A 16901-nucleotide genomic window follows, 5' to 3' on the forward strand; every position below is an offset into this window, starting at 1 on the left:
CAGGGCATTACCGCAACCACAAAAAAAGACCGCCCGAAACGGGGCGGCCTTTGTCTTATCATGGCTATGTTACGCAGCGCGCGAAGTCAGGACATCATCCACCTGCTTGGCAGCCGACATCTCATCCCCGCCGGATACAGCGGCGACCTCACGAGTTAACCGTTCCAGTGCAGCTTCATAAAGCTGACGCTCTGAATAGCTTTGCTCGCGCTGGTCATCAGTTCGGTGAAGGTCGCGAACCACTTCGGCGATCGAGATCAGATCTCCCGAGTTGATCTTTTGCTCGTACTCTTGCGCGCGACGAGACCACATGGCGCGTTTGACCTTGGCTTTACCCTTCAGTGTCTTCATTGCCTGACTAATCACATCGGGTGAACTGAGCGATCGCAGGCCGGACTCGGTTGCCTTGTTGGTCGGCACACGGAGGGTCATTTTGTCCTTTTCAAAGGAAATCACGAACAGCTCGAGTGTGAACCCGGCGACTTCCTGCTCTTCGATCGACATGATCTGTCCAACGCCATGCGCCGGATACACAACATACTCGTTCGGGCGGAATTCGAGCTTCTTCGACTTTGTCATTCACATTTTTCCTTGGTTGGAGACCGACATGCAGACAACGAAAACAGCCATTCGGGGCATTGGTTCAGCCCCGGCTGGCGGTGTCCATGTCACTAATTTACAACTCCAAAGCATACACACTTACGGAGCACATCCCGATCTCTGTCATCTTGTGACACCAACCATACCATAAAAATCCGACCACTGGAAGTTGACCCAGCGTAATACGCAGGGAAGCACTTTGTTTTCAAGGATCCGACAATGGTACTCTTGTATCACTTCATGACGATCAACGCCGAATCACTCAACCACCTTCGCCCGGCGTTTCGGAGAAATACTTCTCCATTTTGCCTTCTTCTCCGTCACGTTCCTCGGCATCTGGCAGCGGATCCTTCTTGGTCACAATTACCGGCCACTGCTCGGCATATTTGCGGTTGAACTCGACCCACTGCTCCATCCCCGGTTCGGTGTCAGGACGAATTGCGTCGGCAGGGCATTCCGGCTCACACACTCCACAGTCGATGCATTCATCGGGGTGAATGACCAGTGTGTTTTCACCTTCATAGAAACAATCCACAGGGCAGACTTCGACACAGTCGGTATATTTGCAGCCAATACAGTTTTCGGTGACAACATAGGTCATGGTCGGAATCCCGTTTACACTTTGGCGACTAGCTAAAACAGACTTGCCCGCTCTTCAAGGGAAGATCACCCCTCATCAGGTCGAGAAAGATCAAGCTTGCGTCGATCTTTCTTAGTTGGGTGACCTTTTCCCTCGAATTTCGGATTTGCCTGAGGTTCGTCCCGCTTTTCCGTCAAATCCTCGTACAACGTTTGCGCCTCAGGCGCCGGACCACGCCTTGCACCCAAGGCCGCAATACGAACGACGCGAATATCCCGGCCCTGGGCGAAGGTGAGAACGTCGCCAAGTCCAACGCCATAGGCAGGTTTTAGTACCCGGCTTCCATTTACGCGGACGTGACCGCAGCCAACCAACTTGGCAGCCAGGCTGCGCGTCTTGAAAAAACGCGCATGCCAAAGCCATTTGTCGATACGAAGCTTGGCCTGAGCCTCGCCCATATCTGGTCAGTTACCTTCCTTGAGCGCCATCAGCGCAGCAAAGGGGTTGTCCGGATCGATGGCTTTTTCTTTTTTCGGAGGACGGGAAGAGAAGGTCTTGGCACCCTGCAGAGGTTTGCCGCCTTTTTTTCCTTGCGGCTTCCCTCGTCCATCCTGAGGCTTTCCGCGTGGTTTGCCTTTGCCCTGACCCGTGCGCTGCTCCCGGCGTGGCCCGCGGTTGGTTTGACGCTGGCGACCCCACACAAACGTATAAAAAACCTCATTCTCGGGCTCACCCTCAGTCGGAAGGGCGGCTACTGTCTCAGTGACCTCTGCGACCTCTGTTATTTCCGAAGGTTCAGAGTTCTCTGCCTCTACGGCCGCGCTTTCTTGCTCTTCTGCAGCCTCCGCCTGATCTGGCGCTTCCGTCGTCGTAGCAGGCTCTGAAACGGTCTCCGTTGCAGCTGGCTTGATCTTGGGGCGCTCGCCGCGCTCGGCACTATAGCCCAGCCCCTTCATCAACTCGGCAAACTGATCCAATGTCATACCAGTGATCGAAAGCATATCGGCTTTGGCTTCGAACCCGCCCCGGCTGTCCTCGGAACGCAGCATATCCGCCAGGCGCTCCAGCATGTCGATGCGAATCGAACGTTCGCCTGCTGCGCGATAACCGCACATGGTGTCATAGCCATCTGGTGCATCAATTGCAGTTGGAACAGTCACCAAACCAGGCGGCGGCGCCTCGGGGAATTCTTGCAAACCTTCTGCTAGTGACCACAAAACCAGCCTCAACCGCGTCGGGGCGGGTTTCAGCAACAACGGCATAAAGATGGTGAATTGTCCGAATCGAATACCATGTTTGCGAAGTGCGCCGCGCGCGTCCTGGTCCAGATCCTTGACCTCTTGTGCGATCTGAGCACGCGGTAGGATCCCAAACGCTTCGACCATTCTGAACGCAAACCCGCGTGCTAGCCCGGTCAACTCCTCATCCCGCGACAAGGTCAAAAGCGGTTCAAAAAGCGCAGAAATTTTTCGGTCAATGAAATGCTGCAAACGGCGTTGTACCTTTTGCTGCACATCCGGGCCTGCAGCTTCATCCACAAACACTTCAACCTGCGGATTGAGCGGTCCGGCACCCGAGACAAGTTTGCCTACGGCGTACTCGCCCCACATAAGGCCACCCTGTTCGGTGAAATCAATCTCGGTATCGGGAGCATTGTAGAAGCGGTCGGCGCGTAGATGGAATTGCGGTGCCAGAGCCTGCAAAGACGCCGATTTCAGTGCCTTCGCTTCGGCCCCTTGTGCGCTTTTGTCCGGGCTGAACCGGAAGCCTTCCAAACGACCAACGAATTCTCCTTCGACGGTCACTTCACCCTTGTCATTAACCTCGGCCAAAAGGGCCTCCTTCTGCTTGAGCCGGCGCAACAACACGGAAGTGCGCCGATCCACAAATCTTTGTGTCAAACGTTCGTGAAGAGCGTCTGACACCCTGTCTTCTACAGCGCGCGTTTCGGCGCGCCAATGCGATTCGTCACGAACCCAGCCATTCCGCTGGGCGACGTATGTCCATGTGCGAATATATGCCAGTCGTCTGGAAAGTGCATCTATGTCGCCGTCAGTTCTGTCAATACGGCGGATTTGCCGCGCCATGAAGTCCTCATGAATGGCGCCGTGCTCGTGCAGATTGCCGTAGATAACCTCCAAAAGGGTGGCATGTTCAGCATGGCTGATGCCTCGAAAGTCCGGAATGCGGCATACATCCCACAACAACCGAACCGAAGAGCCATCGCTGGCGCGCGCAGCTACCTCAGTCACTTGGGAAAGAGATTTCAACACGTTAAGATCATCGGCAGGCCGTGCCTTGATCAGATGGTCGCTGTCCGGAGCAACCTCAAGAGAGGTGATTAAAGTGTCAATCGAGCCGAACCGCAGAGCCTCGTTTCGCCAGTTCAGCTTTTTGAGAGGCGCAAAGCGGCTTTCCATTATTGCCAGGGCCACACCTTCTTCCAACTGTGGCGCCTCGCCTGTAACGCCAAATGTACCGTCTGACATTCCGCGCCCTGCCCGGCCGGCAATCTGTGCCAACTCATTCGGTGCCAAGGGTCTCATTCGCCTTCCGTCAAACTTGCTTAGCGCCGAGAAAGCTACGTGATTCACATCCAGATTCAGCCCCATGCCAATGGCATCTGTCGCCACCAGATAGTCAACCTCGCCATTTTGGTAGAGCGCTACCTGTGCGTTGCGGGTGCGCGGGCTAAGGGCCCCCATCACCACGGCTGCGCCACCTTTCTGTCGGCGCAGCAATTCAGCAATGGCATAGACATTCTCAACCGAGAAACCGACAATCGCACTGCGCGGCGGCATCCGGCTGATCTTTTTGGAACCTGAATATATCAGTTGCGACATACGTTCGCGGCGCACGAACTGTGTTTGCGGGACAAGCGCGGTGATCGGGCCGCGCATGGTGTCGGACCCCAGAAACAGCGTCTCGTGTGTACCCCGTGCGCGCAGCAACCGATCTGTAAACACATGCCCTCGCTCTGGATCCACACAAAGTTGGATTTCATCCACCGCGACGAAGTCCGCTCCCATTCCTTCCGGCATCGCCTCTACTGTGCAGACCCAATACTGAGCACGCGGCGGCACGATCCTTTCTTCGCCCGTCACTAGCGCCACAACCGATGGCCCGCGAATCGCAACGATCTTGTCATAAACCTCACGCGCCAATAGACGCAGCGGCAGACCAATCACCCCGGTGCGATGCCCCAGCATCCGTTCAATGGCATAGTGTGTTTTGCCTGTGTTGGTCGGGCCCAGAACAGCCACGATTCGGGTTGACCCGTTCACCTATGCCCCCTGCCCCGCATCCAGGGCGATCTAGAGTGATTTGCCCGCCACCTGGGGCTTCAACCGATTCACGGCTTTGGTTACTTCCTCGTGGCTGGGATGTATAGCCAACGCACGCGAATAGATGTCGAAGGCTTTTTCTGGCTGGTTCAAGGCCTCAAAGATCAACCCCAAACCGAAAATCGCGTCATAGTGATTGGGATTAAGCGCCAGCGCCCGCTCGAGATCTGACAGCGCCAAACCGTATCGCTGCAACCCAAAAAACGCGGAAGCGCGAGCATGCCAACCTTCGGCAAAATCGGGCGCGTGATCTGTTAGGGCAGTCAAATGTTCAATAGCGGTCTCAATATCACCGATTTCCAACGCTTCGCGACCTCTTTCAAGCAGGAAATCGGCCGAAGCAGACCCTGACTTGGCCCAAAGCGCCTGCAACTGGCGATCGATATGAATCGATTGCACCGGATCGGCCAGCAACAACTCGCCCAGCAACTTGGCTTCATCGCTTGAATCCGAGTCCTGCGCCACGCTCATTCCGGAAAACGTGACTATGAACGCGATTGCCGCGACGATAGGTTTGAGATTGGGATATTCAAAGCTCATAACAAGAGTCACTGTAGCGTGGCGTCAGAGTAAGTCCAATCACTGCGCCGTATCAATATGAGGAAAAAATGAACGACGTATTAGAGAAGGCCGCGGCCGCACTGAACGACAAACTGGCGGGCGGCGCTTTCGGTGCTTCAGCAAAGTTTTCTATTGCAGAAATGGGTTCGATCGTTCTGGACACTGACGGAGCGCGCGTCAGCGACGAAGATGCCGACGTGACCCTAAGTGCCGATGCCGACACATTCGAACAGATTCTCAGCGGTGAACTGAACCCGACAGGCGCATTCATGTCAGGCAAGCTGACAATTGACGGCGATATGGGTGTCGCGATGCAACTGGCATCGGTTCTGGCCTGATGACCCTGTCGCCGGCCCCCTATTTTTCCGACGTGGCCGGCGAACCAGCTGGCGGGTACGCCCATTGGGTTCAGACGTCTGACGGCATCCGTATCCGCGTAGGCCTCTGGCGGCCTGACGAGGTTCCGCACGGAACTGTAATGATCTTACCGGGTCGCACCGAATACATAGAGAAATACGCAGACGCCGCGCGTGAATTCGTCAGACGCGGATTTGCCTGCCTTGCCGTGGACTGGCGTGGACAGGGGTTGGCGCAAAGACTGCTTAGCGACCCACGCATCGGGCATGTAGGTCATTTTTCGGACTACCAAAAAGACCTGTCGGCTGTCCTTGATCTGGCTTTAGAACTGGCATTGCCCAGACCCTGGTATCTGGTTGGCCACTCGATGGGCGGCGCCATCGGACTGCGCGCGGTCATGGAGAGCGACAGCTTTTCAGCCTGCGCCTTTACCGGGCCGATGTGGGGAATTTTCTTTACCCCGATTATGAAACCACTCAGTTGGGTGACGGCTTATTGGGGACCAAAATTCGGCTTGGGGCATAAAACGCCGCCTACGACGTCGCTGGAGAGTTATGTCGTGACACAGCCGTTTGAAGGTAATGTACTAACGCGCGATCCGGATATGTATCAGATGATGAAGGACCAGTTGGCAGCCCATCCGGAACTGGCGCTTGGGGCACCGTCTACGCTTTGGCTGCGCGAGGCTTTGACCGAGTGCGACTATCTGATGGCACAACCCGCGCCGGACCTTCCCTGCGTTACTTTTCTCGGCAGTCATGAACAAATCGTTGACCGGAAAGCCATCCGGGCGCGGATGGCGAATTGGCCTAAGGGTACTTTGGTTGAGATTCCAGGCGGTGAACACGAGGTACTTATGGAATCCCCCGAAGTCAGAGGTCCGGTGTTCGATAAGATCGCCTCAGTGTTCCAATACGAAAACTCAATTGAAGGGCTGACGCGCCCCAATATGCCTCGCTTGTGATCTTCTGTCGTCACGCTTAGATGTGTGCAACGCAGTTTCATGAGGTGTTCAATGCTCAACCTTCCCTTTCCTTTACAAGATGCCAATGCCAACGGAGGAACAAAGGATCTTGGCGACTTGCCGGAATGGGACCTGACGGACCTCTACACGTCGAAGGATGCCCCCGAACTGGCACGGGATCTGAACTGGCTGGAAAAAGAATGCCCATCCTTTGCTGCAGATTATGAAAACAAGTTAGCAGGTTTGGATGCCGATCAACTGCTACTCTGCGTCCAACGAAACGAAAAAATCAGTTCTATCGCCGGGCGGATCATGTCGTTTGCCGGCTTGCGGTACTATCAACTTACCACCGATGCTGAACGCGCGAAATTTTTGTCAGATTGCCAGGAACAGATCACCGTCTTCACAACGCCGCTGGTCTTTTTCACGCTGGAGCTGAATCGGATCGAAGAAAAGACGCTTAAGGAGCATTTCTCGGCCAATGCAGAGCTAGCGCGCTATGAACCCGTCTTTCGCCGTATTCGCGCGATGAAACCGTATCAGTTGTCGGATGAACTGGAAAAATTCCTGCATGATCTCGGCGCGGTCGGTGATGCGTGGGAGAAGCTGTTCGACGAAACCATTGCCGGGCTGACCTTTTCCGTCGATGGCGAGAGCCTGAACATTGAAGGCACTCTGAACCTGCTCACCGAGCAGGACCGCACCAAACGCGAGGTTGCGGCACGAGAACTGGCTAGTGTCTTCGCAGACAACATCAAGACCTTCGCCCGTGTTCACAACACCCAGGCAAAGGAAAAAGAGATCATAGATCGTTGGCGCAAGATGCCGACGGCGCAAACAGGCAGGCACCTGTCAAACGACGTGGAATCCGAGGTAGTCGAAGCCCTGCGCAAAGCGGTGGTTGCCGCCTATCCCAAGCTCAGCCACCGGTACTATGAGCTAAAACGTAAATGGCTGGGTCTGGACAAGATGCAGGTCTGGGACCGCAACGCTCCGCTTCCGATGGAGGACACGCGTATCGTCAACTGGGCCGAGGCTGAAAAAACTGTAATGGAGGCATATAACGCCTTCGACCCACGCATGGGCGAAATCGCATCCCCATTCTTTTCAAAAGGTTGGATCGACGCCGCCGTCAAACCCGGAAAGGCCCCCGGCGCGTTCGCCCATCCGACCGTGACCGAGGTGCATCCTTATGTGATGCTCAACTACTTGGGCAAGCCTCGCGATGTGATGACATTGGCCCACGAGTTGGGGCACGGCGTGCATCAGGTTCTGGCTGCCGGACAAGGCGAGATGTTGTCATCGACTCCGCTGACTCTGGCCGAAACCGCCAGCGTATTCGGAGAGATGTTGACCTTCCGCAAGATGCTCGAAAAGGCTGGAACCAACGAGCAACGCAAGGTTCTGTTGGCCGGCAAGGTTGAGGATATGATCAACACTGTCGTCCGACAGATCGCATTCTACGACTTCGAGTGCAAACTGCATGAGGCGCGCCGTGGAGGCGAGCTCACACCAGACGACATAAATGCACTATGGATGAGCGTGCAGGCAGAGAGCCTTGGCCCCGCCTTCGAGTTCATGGACGGGTATGAAACTTTCTGGGCCTATATCCCGCATTTTGTGCACTCGCCCTTCTACGTCTACGCTTATGCATTTGGCGATGGTCTGGTGAACGCGCTCTACACGGTTTACGCCGAGGGCAAATCCGGCTTTGAAGACCTCTATTTCGATATGCTGAAAGCGGGTGGATCGAAGCACCATAAGGAGTTGCTGGCTCCTTTCGGCCTTGATGCAAGCGATCCCAAATTCTGGGACAAGGGCCTGAACATGATATCGGGCTTCATTGACGAGTTGGAGGCGATGGAAGAGTGAACAAACAAGGGCGTTGGGCTGCGCTGAGGACGCGTCTGCGCCCTGCCCTGGTTCGTATCCGCCGCAATGTGCCGCGTGGCTTGAGGATTGTCGTGGGTTTTCTACTCATTCTTGGAGGAGTTTTGGGTTTCCTGCCTGTGCTCGGATTCTGGATGATCCCGCTGGGTATTATGGTCGCGGCGATGGATGTCGATCTCTTTCGCCGCTGGCGACGACGCAGAAACCACCGTTAACTCATTTCAGCTGGCTGTCTTTGGATCCTCGGCGGTTGATGCCACCGCGGGCCTTGAATGTGCTGTCCCTCTCTTGCTGACAATCTATACACAGCTTTACTCCAGGCTGGGCTGCTCGACGTTGTTCAGAAATTGGCTCTTCGCATTCAGCGCAATGTGTCAGGCTCTCGCCTACAGGACGTTTATGCGCTTGCATTCGCGCCAGTTCGTCGTTGATCGACGCCTCTATCTGTTCGCTCACCGCGCCGTCGCGCGCCCATCCACCTGCCATATCGCTCCTCCCTTGCGTCATTCATGCTTACAGGCTTTCAAGGCCGTTTCAAGCTGGTGACGAAACCGACGCCAAGTCAGGCTTTATTTGCGGTGACACCCAGTTACTGTGAAGTGTCAGTGACGGAGGGCAGTGATGCGCAGATTTCTGAAATTGCTTGGCGGTCTGTTCATCATAGTTGTTGTGTCCAGCTTCATTGTTTTTTTCGGGTTTCTTCCAAACTATGTTGAAGACACACGTAACAACGTGATCGACCACGCGCCTTATCCGGTTTCCGACGCGGGTGCTACGTTGCATGAGACGCTGATCGTTGGGGATCTGCATGCCGATCCCCTGCTCTGGAGCCGAGATCTAAACAAAGCCGGCACTCGCGGGCAAGTAGACGTTCCGCGACTAGCCGAAGGGAACGTTGCACTGCAAGTCTTTACCGCAGTTACCAAATCACCCGCCGGCCAGAACTATGACAGCAACTCATCAGATGCTTTCGACAACATCACCTTACTCGCTATCGCTCAAATGTGGCCGCTGCGGACCTGGGCCAGCTTGAAAGAGCGCGCAATCTATCAAGCCGAGAAATTACATAAGTTCGAAGCTGAATCTGATGGCCGCCTGAAGATCATCAAATCAACCGCAGATCTGGACGCGGTTTTGAACGCCCGCGCCAACGGGGAAATGGTTATCGGAGGCGTATTGGGGATAGAAGGCGCTCATCCCCTAGAGGGCGATCTCGCCAATCTTGATGCAATCTATGATGCCGGGCATCGGGTGTTTGGCCTTCAACACTTTTTCGACAATGACTTGGGCGGCTCTTTGCATGGGAAGTCGAATTCCGGATTGACCGACTTTGGCCGTGCGGTGGTTGCGGAGTTGGCGCGGAGGCCAGTGCTAGTCGATCTGGCCCACTCCAGCCCACAAGTCGCACGAGAGGTTTTGGCCATGACGGACATTCCCGTGATTGTCAGTCATGGCGGACTGCATGGGCACTGCGCGGTTAAACGTAACTTTCCCGACGAATTGATGCAGCAGATTGCAGCCACTGATGGCGTCATCGGAATGGGTTATTGGGCCGAAGTGACCTGTGGTGATAACTCTCCCGCCGGGATAGCAGAGATGATACGGGTCGCTGTGGCAACTGTGGGTGAAGACCACGTGTCGCTGGGATCGGATTTTGACGGATCGGTCGAAACGGCATTCGACACATCCGAACTCGCAGCGCTGACGTCTGCACTTTTGGACGAAGGGTTGACGGTACCTCAGATCCGCAAGGTTATGGGCGAAAACATGCTACGTGTTTTGCGCACAAGGTTGCGTTGAACATTGGAGTCGGCAGCACCTTCAAAATTCCCCCACCAAGTCTTAAACCTGTTGGGGGTACGGAGTCACCAGCGCCCAATCAGATACCGTTGAGCATGCCCTTTTCACGGGCAAGTTCGCGCATTTTCTTTTGCAGTTTTTCAAAAGCCCGCACTTCAATCTGGCGAATGCGCTCTCGGCTTACATTGTATTGCGTGCTCAGATCCTCCAGGGTCACCGGCTGATCCATCAGGCGGCGCTGGGTGAGGATGTCTTTTTCACGGTCGTTCAGAACATCAAGGGCCGCAGCCAGAAGTTCGCGCCGCGCCTCCAACTCGTCACGCGCCTCATAATCTCCGGCCTGATCCGCATCTTCATCTTCCAACCAGTCCTGCCACTGCATGGCGCTGTCGCCTTCGGTGCCGACAGTTGCGTTTAGTGATGCATCCCCGCCTGACATGCGGCGGTTCATGCTGATCACGTCTTCTTCAGACACTCCAAGATCGTTTGCAATCTGCGCAACATTTTCCGGGCGTAGGTCGCCCTCCTCCAACGCACCGATACGGGCCTTGGCCTTGCGAAGGTTGAAGAACAGCTTCTTCTGCGCTGAAGTCGTGCCAAGCTTGACCAGCGACCAGGAGCGCAGAATGTACTCCTGGATCGATGCGCGGATCCACCACATCGCATAGGTCGCCAGACGGAAACCCTTCTCAGGATCAAACCGCTTTACGGCTTGCATGAGACCGACGTTGGCCTCGGAAATCACCTCGGCCTGTGGTAAGCCATAACCACGGTATCCCATTGCGATCTTGGCCGCCAAGCGCAGGTGGGACGTCACCATCTTGTGAGCGGCCTCAGCATCCTGCTCTTCGACCCAACGCTTGGCCAGCATGTATTCTTCTTCCGGTTCAAGTAGAGGAAACTTGCGGATTTCCTGCATATAGCGGTTCAGGCCGCCTTCCGGCGTCGGGGCTGGCAGATTTGCATAATTCGCCATGTCCGTGTCCCTCCAGACTTCAATGTTTAGTCATTTAACATAGGATATGGGTCGTGAATACTTCCCTTTCAAGGGGCGGGTTAACAGTCTGTTCTTAAACTTTCATTAAGGAAAGATAAGTTTCCGAGGATCACAGTGATTTGCGCATTATGACAATGGTTCGCGCAACTCGGAAATTAATGTCTTCATGTCCTTAGGTACTGGCGATTCAAACCGCAGAGCTTTGCCTGTTACCGGATGTTCGAACCCCAGAACAGCCGCATGCAGTGCCTGACGCGGGAAATTCCGAACTGCTTCGACAGCTTCGCGGGCAAACGACTGTTCCGGCAACTTTCTCTTACCCCCATAAACGGGATCGCCAACCAGCCCATGCCCCGCATGGGCCATGTGCACGCGAATCTGGTGCGTCCGACCTGTCTCAAGCCAGCATTCGACCAGCGCCAAAACCGGGGGAGCACCGAATACCTCGACCACCCTAACCCGGGTCACCGCGTGACGACCGCCATGAAACAGAACCGCCTGTTTCTGCCTGTCAGTCTTGTGACGTGCCAATTGGGTGGTCAGACGCAAAATGTTGCCCGGCTCGAAGCTTGCTCCTTTGACGCCCCGCAAACGCGGATCACTTCTGTCAGGAACACCATAACAAACCGCCCGGTAATAACGTTCCACGCTGTGCGCCTCGAACTGGACCGCGAGACCGTGATGCGCAGCATCCGATTTTGCCACAACGAGTAACCCGCTTGTATCCTTGTCGATCCGGTGGACGATACCTGGGCGCTTGACACCGCCAACCCCAGACAACTTGTCGCCACAATGATGCAGCAGAGCATTTACCAGCGTCCCGCCAGGCGATCCTGGCGCCGGGTGAACAACCATTCCAGCGGGCTTGTTGATGACGACTAGATCTTTGTCTTCATAAACGACGTCCAACGGAATATTTTCCGGGCCTATGTGGCTGTCTTTGGCATCTTCGATCACTATAGAGATACGACTTCCTTCAGCGACACGTGCCTTGGCATCCAAAATAGCAGCACCATCGACCGAAACCGCCCCGCTTTCGATCAGACGGGCAAGACGGGTACGCGACAGGTTGGCCTGGTCTGGCACATCCCGCGAAAGCGCCTTATCAAGGCGGGGTGGCGGAGACGCCGCAATTTCGAACTCAATCAGGCGGGTACCCATGACTGTCCCTTCCGAACCGCAAGAACCGCTGGAAACGCCACAACTTAAACTCTTGAGGCGTATGGTCATGTTACTGACGGCGGTAATGATTGGCGGGGTTGTATTGACATTTGCGCTGATTGTCATCCGTTTGTCCGATCGCACCCCTAATTTGCCGGACGAGGTCGAATTACCCGGCGGCGCTCGCGCTCAGGCCGTGACCATCGGGAACAACTGGTATGCGGTGGTGACGGATGACAACCGGATCATGATCTTTGACAAAACGACAGGCAATCTGAGACAGCAAATCGAGGTCGAATGAAACCGCAATAGCTTGTGCGTCGATACTCTATAATCGAGAGATGGTACCGCCTCCCTGGCTTGAACAGGGGACCTCTGGATCCACAATCCAGCGCTCTAACCAACTGAGCTAAGGCGGCACTTGTGAGGGGCGATGTACCCAACGCGTCCCGGGATTGCAAGAGGGTTATAGCTGAATTCTCCAGCTTTGTTCGATCAAGTCGACCCCAAATGAACGCACAGATTTGCAGGCTTCTAGCTGCCAGCCAAAGGCCGCATAAAGCCCACAGGCCGCACGGTGGCTTTCATGCGTCCAAAGCACCATTTCGCTGTATCCGGCCTCGCGGGCGAACCCCATGCAGGTACCAAGTAGACGTTTGCCTAACCCTTTTCCGCGCGCTTCAGGAACCAAAAGGAAAAGGCGCAACTTTGCCACGGCATCACCGGCAGAGACACAAAAAACGCTTCCTAGTCGTTGCCCATCGACTTCAGCGATCCACCCCTTTTCACGATTGGGATCGTTGCAAGCGATGAACTCCTCAAGGATGCTTGCGACCAACGGCGCAAATGTATCGTCAAATCCTTCTTCACGAGCATAGAGCGTTCCGTGGCGTTCCACCAACCACGGGGCATCTTCGGGGCGAAATCTGCGAAGCGACACATCTGACATGCCTCATAAGACCGCAAAGGGCGCTTGATTCTCAACCCGCTGCGGGCTAGCACGAATACTCAATTCCGGAGGCCGTCATGGGCATCAATACCGAACGCGACATCGAAGCGAATTTGCAGATCGGGCCGACCGATCAAGGCATGGTGCGCCTGTTCATCGAGGCGGGCGACCTTGAGGTTCCGATGGACTTCGATCCGGAAGAAGCCGAAGAAATCGCAGAAGAAATCCGCGCGGCGGCGCAAGCGGCAAGAAGCGTTAAAAGCTGAACAGCTACAGCTTCGGATCTCGCAGAGCGCGCAACCGTCGAGCTGCGTCCATTGCAAACTTCTGGATCATTTTTTTGCGACGTGGGGGCGCAACCTTTTCTTCCGGAGCCATTCGGATGATTTCGGCATCATAGGCATCCGCGATGATCAGTCCCGTATCCCGGGGCAGCATTTCGGTTGGGAACTCGATATCGACGGCCCAAAAAAAACGATCGCACCATTCCAAATAACCGTGCCATTTCGAATCTGCCTGATAGTCGGCCCGACTGGACTTGCACTCGATCACCCAAAGCTCTCCCTTGGGACCTAACCCCATCACGTCAACACGGAGCCCACGTGCAGGAACAAATTCTTCAACAGAAACAAAACCATGAGTCGATAAGTGTCGCGCCACCCCGCGCGCAAGTCTCTGGCCTGGTTGTAAATCGAGAGTCATGCTGCAAGGGTGAACAATAAGTGAACAAAAAGCAAGTCCGAGTGAGCTTGGAAAATCTTAGCGCCTACCCTCTTGTGCAATCTCACTGCAAAGCCTACTTAGGCTGTCGGCGGGTTCTGCCCTTCTCGTGTCAGGCAGTATTCCGGTGGCCTTAACCATTTCCGAGGGGGCTGGCTCTGTTCAGGTCCTGGCCTGATTACCTGGCACCCACCTGTACATGCAGGTCCTCGGGAATCAACGCCCCACGGTTGTCTGGTGGTCCCGCCACTTTTCCATTTCCGTAAATAATTCAGCGCCTTTCGCTTGCCTTTTGCTTCACAAAGGCGGGTTTCAAACCTGGAGCAATCGGCGTACCGCCCCGAGGTTTGTCAGGTTTCTCGGCCATACTCATGATCTTCCAGGCAAACTGAACACCAGCAAAAACAACGCCATTCATGAACCAGATCATACCCAAGGCCATCGGTCCAACTTCTGATCCAAGGATCAGGCCGCGCAAGTTAGCCACATTCAGAGCCAGGAGCACGCCAACGAAGATCGCCGACAAGATGAAACCAATAAGAACCTGTGTGATATAGAGACGGACGAGTTTCGGCATGCTGTGTCTCCTTGCACCATGACATTCAATCTAGCGCATATGAAGCCAAGGTAAAGCGCGCACCTGCGTGTCAGAAAGACTCTGGCTTGGCTTCGCGTGCCATATGATCCAGCACAGCGTTCACGAATTTAGGTTCCTTGCCATCCGGGAAGAAGGCCCGAGCAATTTCCACGAACTCGTTGATAACGACCTTTGGTGGTGTATCGCTTTGTGTGAGTTCCGCTCCTGCAGCGCGGAAGGCAGCCCGCAGCGTCGGGTCGATCCGCGAAATCGGCCATTTGGCTACGAGCGCCCGGTCAGTCATCTGGTCGATTGCAGCCTGATAGTTCACTGCGTCATCCACCAGTCTGCTGAACAACGAGACATCACCCGCAATCATCTCGTCGCCCTCATAGATAGCTCCGAAACGGTGGTCCAGAAATTCACGCACCACTTGTTCGGTGGTTTGACCGGATTGCTCCATCTGGAATAACGCCTGCACGGCATAAAGTCGTGCCGCGGACTTCATCATGCGTTTCCTGCTGCCCGGTTTGGGTGCTTCTTTGGTATTCATGCCGTCGAGGGTCCGTTGCTGTCGCCCGCCACAAGGATGGACTCGGACGGCGGCTTGAACCCGACGCCCTTCTTCGAAGCGCCCCATTTACGGCTGAGCGCGATCAGATGCAAGGCCGCAGCCGCAGCCCCTCCCCCTTTGTTCATTTGTTTGGTGTCTGCGCGCACAATGGCCTGTTCGCGGTTCTCAACCGTCAGTATGCCATTACCAATACAAAGCCCCTGCAACCCCATCAGCTGAAGCGCACGGCTGCTGTCATTGCATACTGTGTCGTAATGCGTGGTTTCCCCCCGGATCACGCAACCCAGCGCGACATAGCCATCAAAGTTACGCTGGCGATCGGCCATGGCGATAGCCGTCGGCACTTCCAAAGCCCCTGGAACCTCCGCGACTTCCCAAGTCCCTTTCGCCGCTTCGATCTCTGCCCTTGCACCCGCAATAAGATCGTCAGCGATATCCTTGTAGTAGGGTGCCACAACGATGAGAAGTTTGACCGGATCGTCGAATTCCGCGCGCGGCAACGTATAGTGGGTTTCATGTCCGGCCATTTCAGTCATCCTTTAGGATGGGGCGGGTGCCGACAATGGAAAGACCAAAGGCATCCAGACCCAGATATTTTGTTTGTGGAGAGTCGGTTAGCAGGATTAGTTCGTGAACACCCATCTTCGACAGTATCTGTGCGCCCAGACCGGTTTGTTTAATCGTGCGCGGACCTTCGTCCTCGGTCGCATAGAGAGAATTTCGAGGTTGCCGAAACAAGCAAACGACTCCGCGTCCTTCCGCCGCGATCTTTTCCATGGCGCGGGGCAGTTCTTTGACTGATTTCACACCTATCCCAAGAACGTCAGACGCCTCATGCAACGCGTGGGTCCGGGTCAGTACAGGTCCCGGAGTCGAAATGTCTCCCTTGACCATTACCACGTGCTCAATACCATGAGTCTGGTCCGTGAATAACCGCAATTCCCACTCGCCACCATATTCCGATTGCACCACCTCGCGCGAGGTCTCGACCACCAGATTGTCATTGCGCGCGCGATAGGCAATCAGATCATTGATGGTGCCAATTTTCATTTCGTGCTGTTTCGCGAACTCAACCAAATCCGGCAAGCGTGCCATCGTGCCGTCTGGCTTCATTATTTCGCAAATGACGCCGGAAGGGTTCAGACCAGCAAGTCGGGATATGTCCACCGCTGCTTCGGTATGGCCCGCTCGCACCAACACGCCACCCCGCTTGGCGCGCAATGGAAAAATGTGGCCCGGCGTCGCCAGATGCGCCATCGTGTTCAGTTCGTTGATCGCTGTTGCTACAGTCAGTGCCCGGTCACTTGCTGAAATACCGGTGCTGACGCCTTCGCGGGCCTCAATCGAAACGGTGAAAGCGGTTTCGTGCCGGGATGAATTGTTGACCGCCATCATCGGCAACCCCAGCCGGTCAATCCGCTCGGCCGTCATCGGCAAACAAATCAACCCGCGCCCATGGGTCGCCATGAAATTAATTGCATCAGCATCCGCAAACTCCGCTGCGATCACCAGATCCCCTTCGTTCTCACGATCCTCGTGGTCAACCAGGATATACATACGACCCAACCTGGCCTCATCAATGATCTCCTCAATGGGGCTGATCGCATCACGCAACTGGGCCTCGACTGGACCGGGTGTTTCAAAGCTCATGTGGCAGCCTTTCGCAGCGCAAGTCTTGCCGGGCGGGAATAGACCACAACACCGGTAAAGACCAGACCGCAAAACAGCATAGGCAACTTTGAAATGACGTGGATTTACATCCCAGATCGTTTCGCCAGCAGACACAGCCACCGCAACATTCTTGGGAATACTATCACCTCTGCCACA

General features: G+C 55.2%; 20 protein-coding genes and 1 tRNA gene. 6 read left to right on the forward strand and 15 right to left on the reverse strand.

Features of this window, described 5'->3' with window-relative positions; all coding sequences use genetic code 11:
- Positions 1–69: 69 nt before the first annotated feature.
- From AC2FNB_RS01135 to AC2FNB_RS01155, 5 genes are all read right to left on the reverse strand, one after another.
- On the reverse strand, positions 70–579 hold the full coding sequence (locus AC2FNB_RS01135; RefSeq protein ID WP_496743945.1) for a CarD family transcriptional regulator: 510 nt from the start codon (positions 577–579) through the stop codon (positions 70–72).
- 283 nt (positions 580–862) lie between these two features.
- A complete protein-coding gene (fdxA, locus tag AC2FNB_RS01140) occupies positions 863–1201 on the reverse strand; it encodes a ferredoxin FdxA (protein ID WP_480749877.1) in 339 nt (112 codons plus the stop codon).
- Between the two features lie 65 nt (positions 1202–1266).
- A complete protein-coding gene (locus AC2FNB_RS01145) occupies positions 1267–1638 on the reverse strand; it encodes an RNA-binding S4 domain-containing protein (protein ID WP_496743946.1) in 372 nt (123 codons plus the stop codon).
- A 6-nt stretch (positions 1639–1644) separates the two neighbouring features.
- Complete coding sequence (locus AC2FNB_RS01150) at positions 1645–4464, reverse strand: helicase-related protein (RefSeq protein WP_496743948.1); 2820 nt, start codon at positions 4462–4464, stop codon at positions 1645–1647.
- 30 nt (positions 4465–4494) lie between these two features.
- Positions 4495–5064: a tetratricopeptide repeat protein gene (locus AC2FNB_RS01155; protein WP_480749874.1), complete on the reverse strand. Its 570-nt coding sequence runs from the start codon at positions 5062–5064 to the stop codon at positions 4495–4497.
- Between the two features lie 68 nt (positions 5065–5132).
- Here AC2FNB_RS01155 and AC2FNB_RS01160 point away from each other — a divergent pair, with 68 nt between their 5' ends.
- The 3 genes from AC2FNB_RS01160 to AC2FNB_RS01170 are packed head-to-tail and all read left to right on the forward strand — an operon-like array spanning position 5133 to position 8278.
- Positions 5133–5423 carry an SCP2 sterol-binding domain-containing protein gene (locus AC2FNB_RS01160; protein ID WP_496743950.1) on the forward strand — a complete coding sequence of 97 codons (291 nt, stop codon included), beginning with the start codon at positions 5133–5135 and terminating at the stop codon, positions 5421–5423.
- Complete coding sequence (locus AC2FNB_RS01165) at positions 5423–6406, forward strand: alpha/beta fold hydrolase (RefSeq protein WP_496743952.1); 984 nt, start codon at positions 5423–5425, stop codon at positions 6404–6406. The genes AC2FNB_RS01160 and AC2FNB_RS01165 overlap by 1 nt, the downstream gene beginning before the upstream one ends.
- Positions 6407–6457: 51 nt before the next feature.
- The gene (locus tag AC2FNB_RS01170; RefSeq protein ID WP_496743954.1) at positions 6458–8278 is read left to right on the forward strand and encodes a M3 family oligoendopeptidase; all 1821 of its coding nucleotides are present in this window, start codon (positions 6458–6460) and stop codon (positions 8276–8278) included.
- Positions 8279–8512: 234 nt separating this feature from the next.
- Here AC2FNB_RS01170 and AC2FNB_RS01175 read toward each other — a convergent pair whose 3' ends face one another.
- Positions 8513–8782 carry a DksA/TraR family C4-type zinc finger protein gene (locus tag AC2FNB_RS01175; RefSeq protein WP_496743956.1) on the reverse strand — a complete coding sequence of 90 codons (270 nt, stop codon included), beginning with the start codon at positions 8780–8782 and terminating at the stop codon, positions 8513–8515.
- 135 nt (positions 8783–8917) lie between these two features.
- Between AC2FNB_RS01175 and AC2FNB_RS01180 the strand changes: the two genes are divergently transcribed.
- Positions 8918–10096 (forward strand): dipeptidase, encoded by a 1179-nt coding sequence (locus AC2FNB_RS01180; protein WP_496743957.1) that lies wholly within the window; start codon positions 8918–8920, stop codon positions 10094–10096.
- Between the two features lie 79 nt (positions 10097–10175).
- Here AC2FNB_RS01180 and rpoH read toward each other — a convergent pair whose 3' ends face one another.
- Both rpoH and AC2FNB_RS01190 read right to left on the reverse strand, forming a co-directional pair.
- The gene (gene rpoH, locus AC2FNB_RS01185) at positions 10176–11072 is read right to left on the reverse strand and encodes an RNA polymerase sigma factor RpoH (protein ID WP_480749867.1); all 897 of its coding nucleotides are present in this window, start codon (positions 11070–11072) and stop codon (positions 10176–10178) included.
- 147 nt (positions 11073–11219) lie between these two features.
- Entirely contained in the window at positions 11220–12254 is a 1035-nt protein-coding gene (locus AC2FNB_RS01190; protein WP_496743959.1) for an RluA family pseudouridine synthase, read from the reverse strand.
- Here AC2FNB_RS01190 and AC2FNB_RS01195 point away from each other — a divergent pair.
- Entirely contained in the window at positions 12253–12555 is a 303-nt protein-coding gene (locus AC2FNB_RS01195; RefSeq protein WP_480749865.1) for a DUF6476 family protein, read from the forward strand. The genes AC2FNB_RS01190 and AC2FNB_RS01195 overlap by 2 nt on opposite strands.
- 41 nt (positions 12556–12596) lie before the next feature.
- Here AC2FNB_RS01195 and AC2FNB_RS01200 read toward each other — a convergent pair.
- Together AC2FNB_RS01200 and AC2FNB_RS01205 are read right to left on the reverse strand one after the other, a co-directional pair.
- A tRNA-His gene (locus tag AC2FNB_RS01200) sits at positions 12597–12673 on the reverse strand.
- A 47-nt stretch (positions 12674–12720) separates the two neighbouring features.
- The gene (locus AC2FNB_RS01205; protein ID WP_480749864.1) at positions 12721–13203 is read right to left on the reverse strand and encodes a GNAT family N-acetyltransferase; all 483 of its coding nucleotides are present in this window, start codon (positions 13201–13203) and stop codon (positions 12721–12723) included.
- Between the two features lie 77 nt (positions 13204–13280).
- On the opposite strand from AC2FNB_RS01205, the gene AC2FNB_RS01210 reads away from it, so the two are divergent.
- Positions 13281–13469 (forward strand): DUF6324 family protein, encoded by a 189-nt coding sequence (locus AC2FNB_RS01210; protein ID WP_480749863.1) that lies wholly within the window; start codon positions 13281–13283, stop codon positions 13467–13469.
- 4 nt (positions 13470–13473) lie between these two features.
- Here the strand turns inward: AC2FNB_RS01210 and AC2FNB_RS01215 are convergent, their stop codons facing one another.
- The 5 genes from AC2FNB_RS01215 to ribB all read right to left on the reverse strand — a co-directional run bounded on the left by AC2FNB_RS01215 (position 13474) and on the right by ribB (position 16724).
- Positions 13474–13905, reverse strand: a complete 432-nt coding sequence (locus tag AC2FNB_RS01215) for an MmcB family DNA repair protein (RefSeq protein WP_480749862.1) — start codon at positions 13903–13905, stop codon at positions 13474–13476.
- 289 nt (positions 13906–14194) lie between these two features.
- Positions 14195–14500, reverse strand: coding sequence for a hypothetical protein (locus AC2FNB_RS01220; RefSeq protein WP_480749861.1), 306 nt, complete (start codon positions 14498–14500; stop codon positions 14195–14197).
- A gap of 70 nt (positions 14501–14570) precedes the next feature.
- Positions 14571–15053 (reverse strand): transcription antitermination factor NusB, encoded by a 483-nt coding sequence (gene nusB, locus AC2FNB_RS01225; RefSeq protein ID WP_496743962.1) that lies wholly within the window; start codon positions 15051–15053, stop codon positions 14571–14573.
- Positions 15050–15601, reverse strand: coding sequence for a 6,7-dimethyl-8-ribityllumazine synthase (locus AC2FNB_RS01230; RefSeq protein WP_496743964.1), 552 nt, complete (start codon positions 15599–15601; stop codon positions 15050–15052). The genes nusB and AC2FNB_RS01230 overlap by 4 nt, the downstream gene beginning before the upstream one ends.
- A 1-nt stretch (position 15602) precedes the next feature.
- The gene (gene ribB / locus AC2FNB_RS01235) at positions 15603–16724 is read right to left on the reverse strand and encodes a 3,4-dihydroxy-2-butanone-4-phosphate synthase (protein WP_496743965.1); all 1122 of its coding nucleotides are present in this window, start codon (positions 16722–16724) and stop codon (positions 15603–15605) included.
- Between the last annotated feature and the right edge of the window lie 177 nt (positions 16725–16901).

It is taken from the genome of Ruegeria sp. BHSB058, assembly GCF_059613285.1.

Excerpts from the sequence above, each read along its gene's own strand:
- AC2FNB_RS01135 (WP_496743945.1), bottom strand. The coding sequence starts at position 579 with ATGACAAAGTCGAAGAAGCTCGAATTCCGCCCGAACGAGTATGTTGTG.
- fdxA (WP_480749877.1), bottom strand. The coding sequence starts at position 1,201 with ATGACCTATGTTGTCACCGAAAACTGTATTGGCTGCAAATATACCGAC.
- AC2FNB_RS01145 (WP_496743946.1), bottom strand. The coding sequence starts at position 1,638 with ATGGGCGAGGCTCAGGCCAAGCTTCGTATCGACAAATGGCTTTGGCAT.
- AC2FNB_RS01155 (WP_480749874.1), bottom strand. The coding sequence starts at position 5,064 with ATGAGCTTTGAATATCCCAATCTCAAACCTATCGTCGCGGCAATCGCG.
- AC2FNB_RS01160 (WP_496743950.1), top strand. The coding sequence starts at position 5,133 with ATGAACGACGTATTAGAGAAGGCCGCGGCCGCACTGAACGACAAACTG.
- AC2FNB_RS01165 (WP_496743952.1), top strand. The coding sequence starts at position 5,423 with ATGACCCTGTCGCCGGCCCCCTATTTTTCCGACGTGGCCGGCGAACCA.
- AC2FNB_RS01170 (WP_496743954.1), top strand. The coding sequence starts at position 6,458 with ATGCTCAACCTTCCCTTTCCTTTACAAGATGCCAATGCCAACGGAGGA.
- AC2FNB_RS01175 (WP_496743956.1), bottom strand. The coding sequence starts at position 8,782 with ATGGCAGGTGGATGGGCGCGCGACGGCGCGGTGAGCGAACAGATAGAG.
- AC2FNB_RS01180 (WP_496743957.1), top strand. The coding sequence starts at position 8,918 with ATGCGCAGATTTCTGAAATTGCTTGGCGGTCTGTTCATCATAGTTGTT.
- rpoH (WP_480749867.1), bottom strand. The coding sequence starts at position 11,072 with ATGGCGAATTATGCAAATCTGCCAGCCCCGACGCCGGAAGGCGGCCTG.
- AC2FNB_RS01195 (WP_480749865.1), top strand. The coding sequence starts at position 12,253 with ATGACTGTCCCTTCCGAACCGCAAGAACCGCTGGAAACGCCACAACTT.
- AC2FNB_RS01190 (WP_496743959.1), bottom strand. The coding sequence starts at position 12,254 with ATGGGTACCCGCCTGATTGAGTTCGAAATTGCGGCGTCTCCGCCACCC.
- AC2FNB_RS01205 (WP_480749864.1), bottom strand. The coding sequence starts at position 13,203 with ATGTCAGATGTGTCGCTTCGCAGATTTCGCCCCGAAGATGCCCCGTGG.
- AC2FNB_RS01210 (WP_480749863.1), top strand. The coding sequence starts at position 13,281 with ATGGGCATCAATACCGAACGCGACATCGAAGCGAATTTGCAGATCGGG.
- AC2FNB_RS01215 (WP_480749862.1), bottom strand. The coding sequence starts at position 13,905 with ATGACTCTCGATTTACAACCAGGCCAGAGACTTGCGCGCGGGGTGGCG.
- AC2FNB_RS01220 (WP_480749861.1), bottom strand. The coding sequence starts at position 14,500 with ATGCCGAAACTCGTCCGTCTCTATATCACACAGGTTCTTATTGGTTTC.
- nusB (WP_496743962.1), bottom strand. The coding sequence starts at position 15,053 with ATGAATACCAAAGAAGCACCCAAACCGGGCAGCAGGAAACGCATGATG.
- AC2FNB_RS01230 (WP_496743964.1), bottom strand. The coding sequence starts at position 15,601 with ATGGCCGGACATGAAACCCACTATACGTTGCCGCGCGCGGAATTCGAC.
- ribB (WP_496743965.1), bottom strand. The coding sequence starts at position 16,724 with ATGAGCTTTGAAACACCCGGTCCAGTCGAGGCCCAGTTGCGTGATGCG.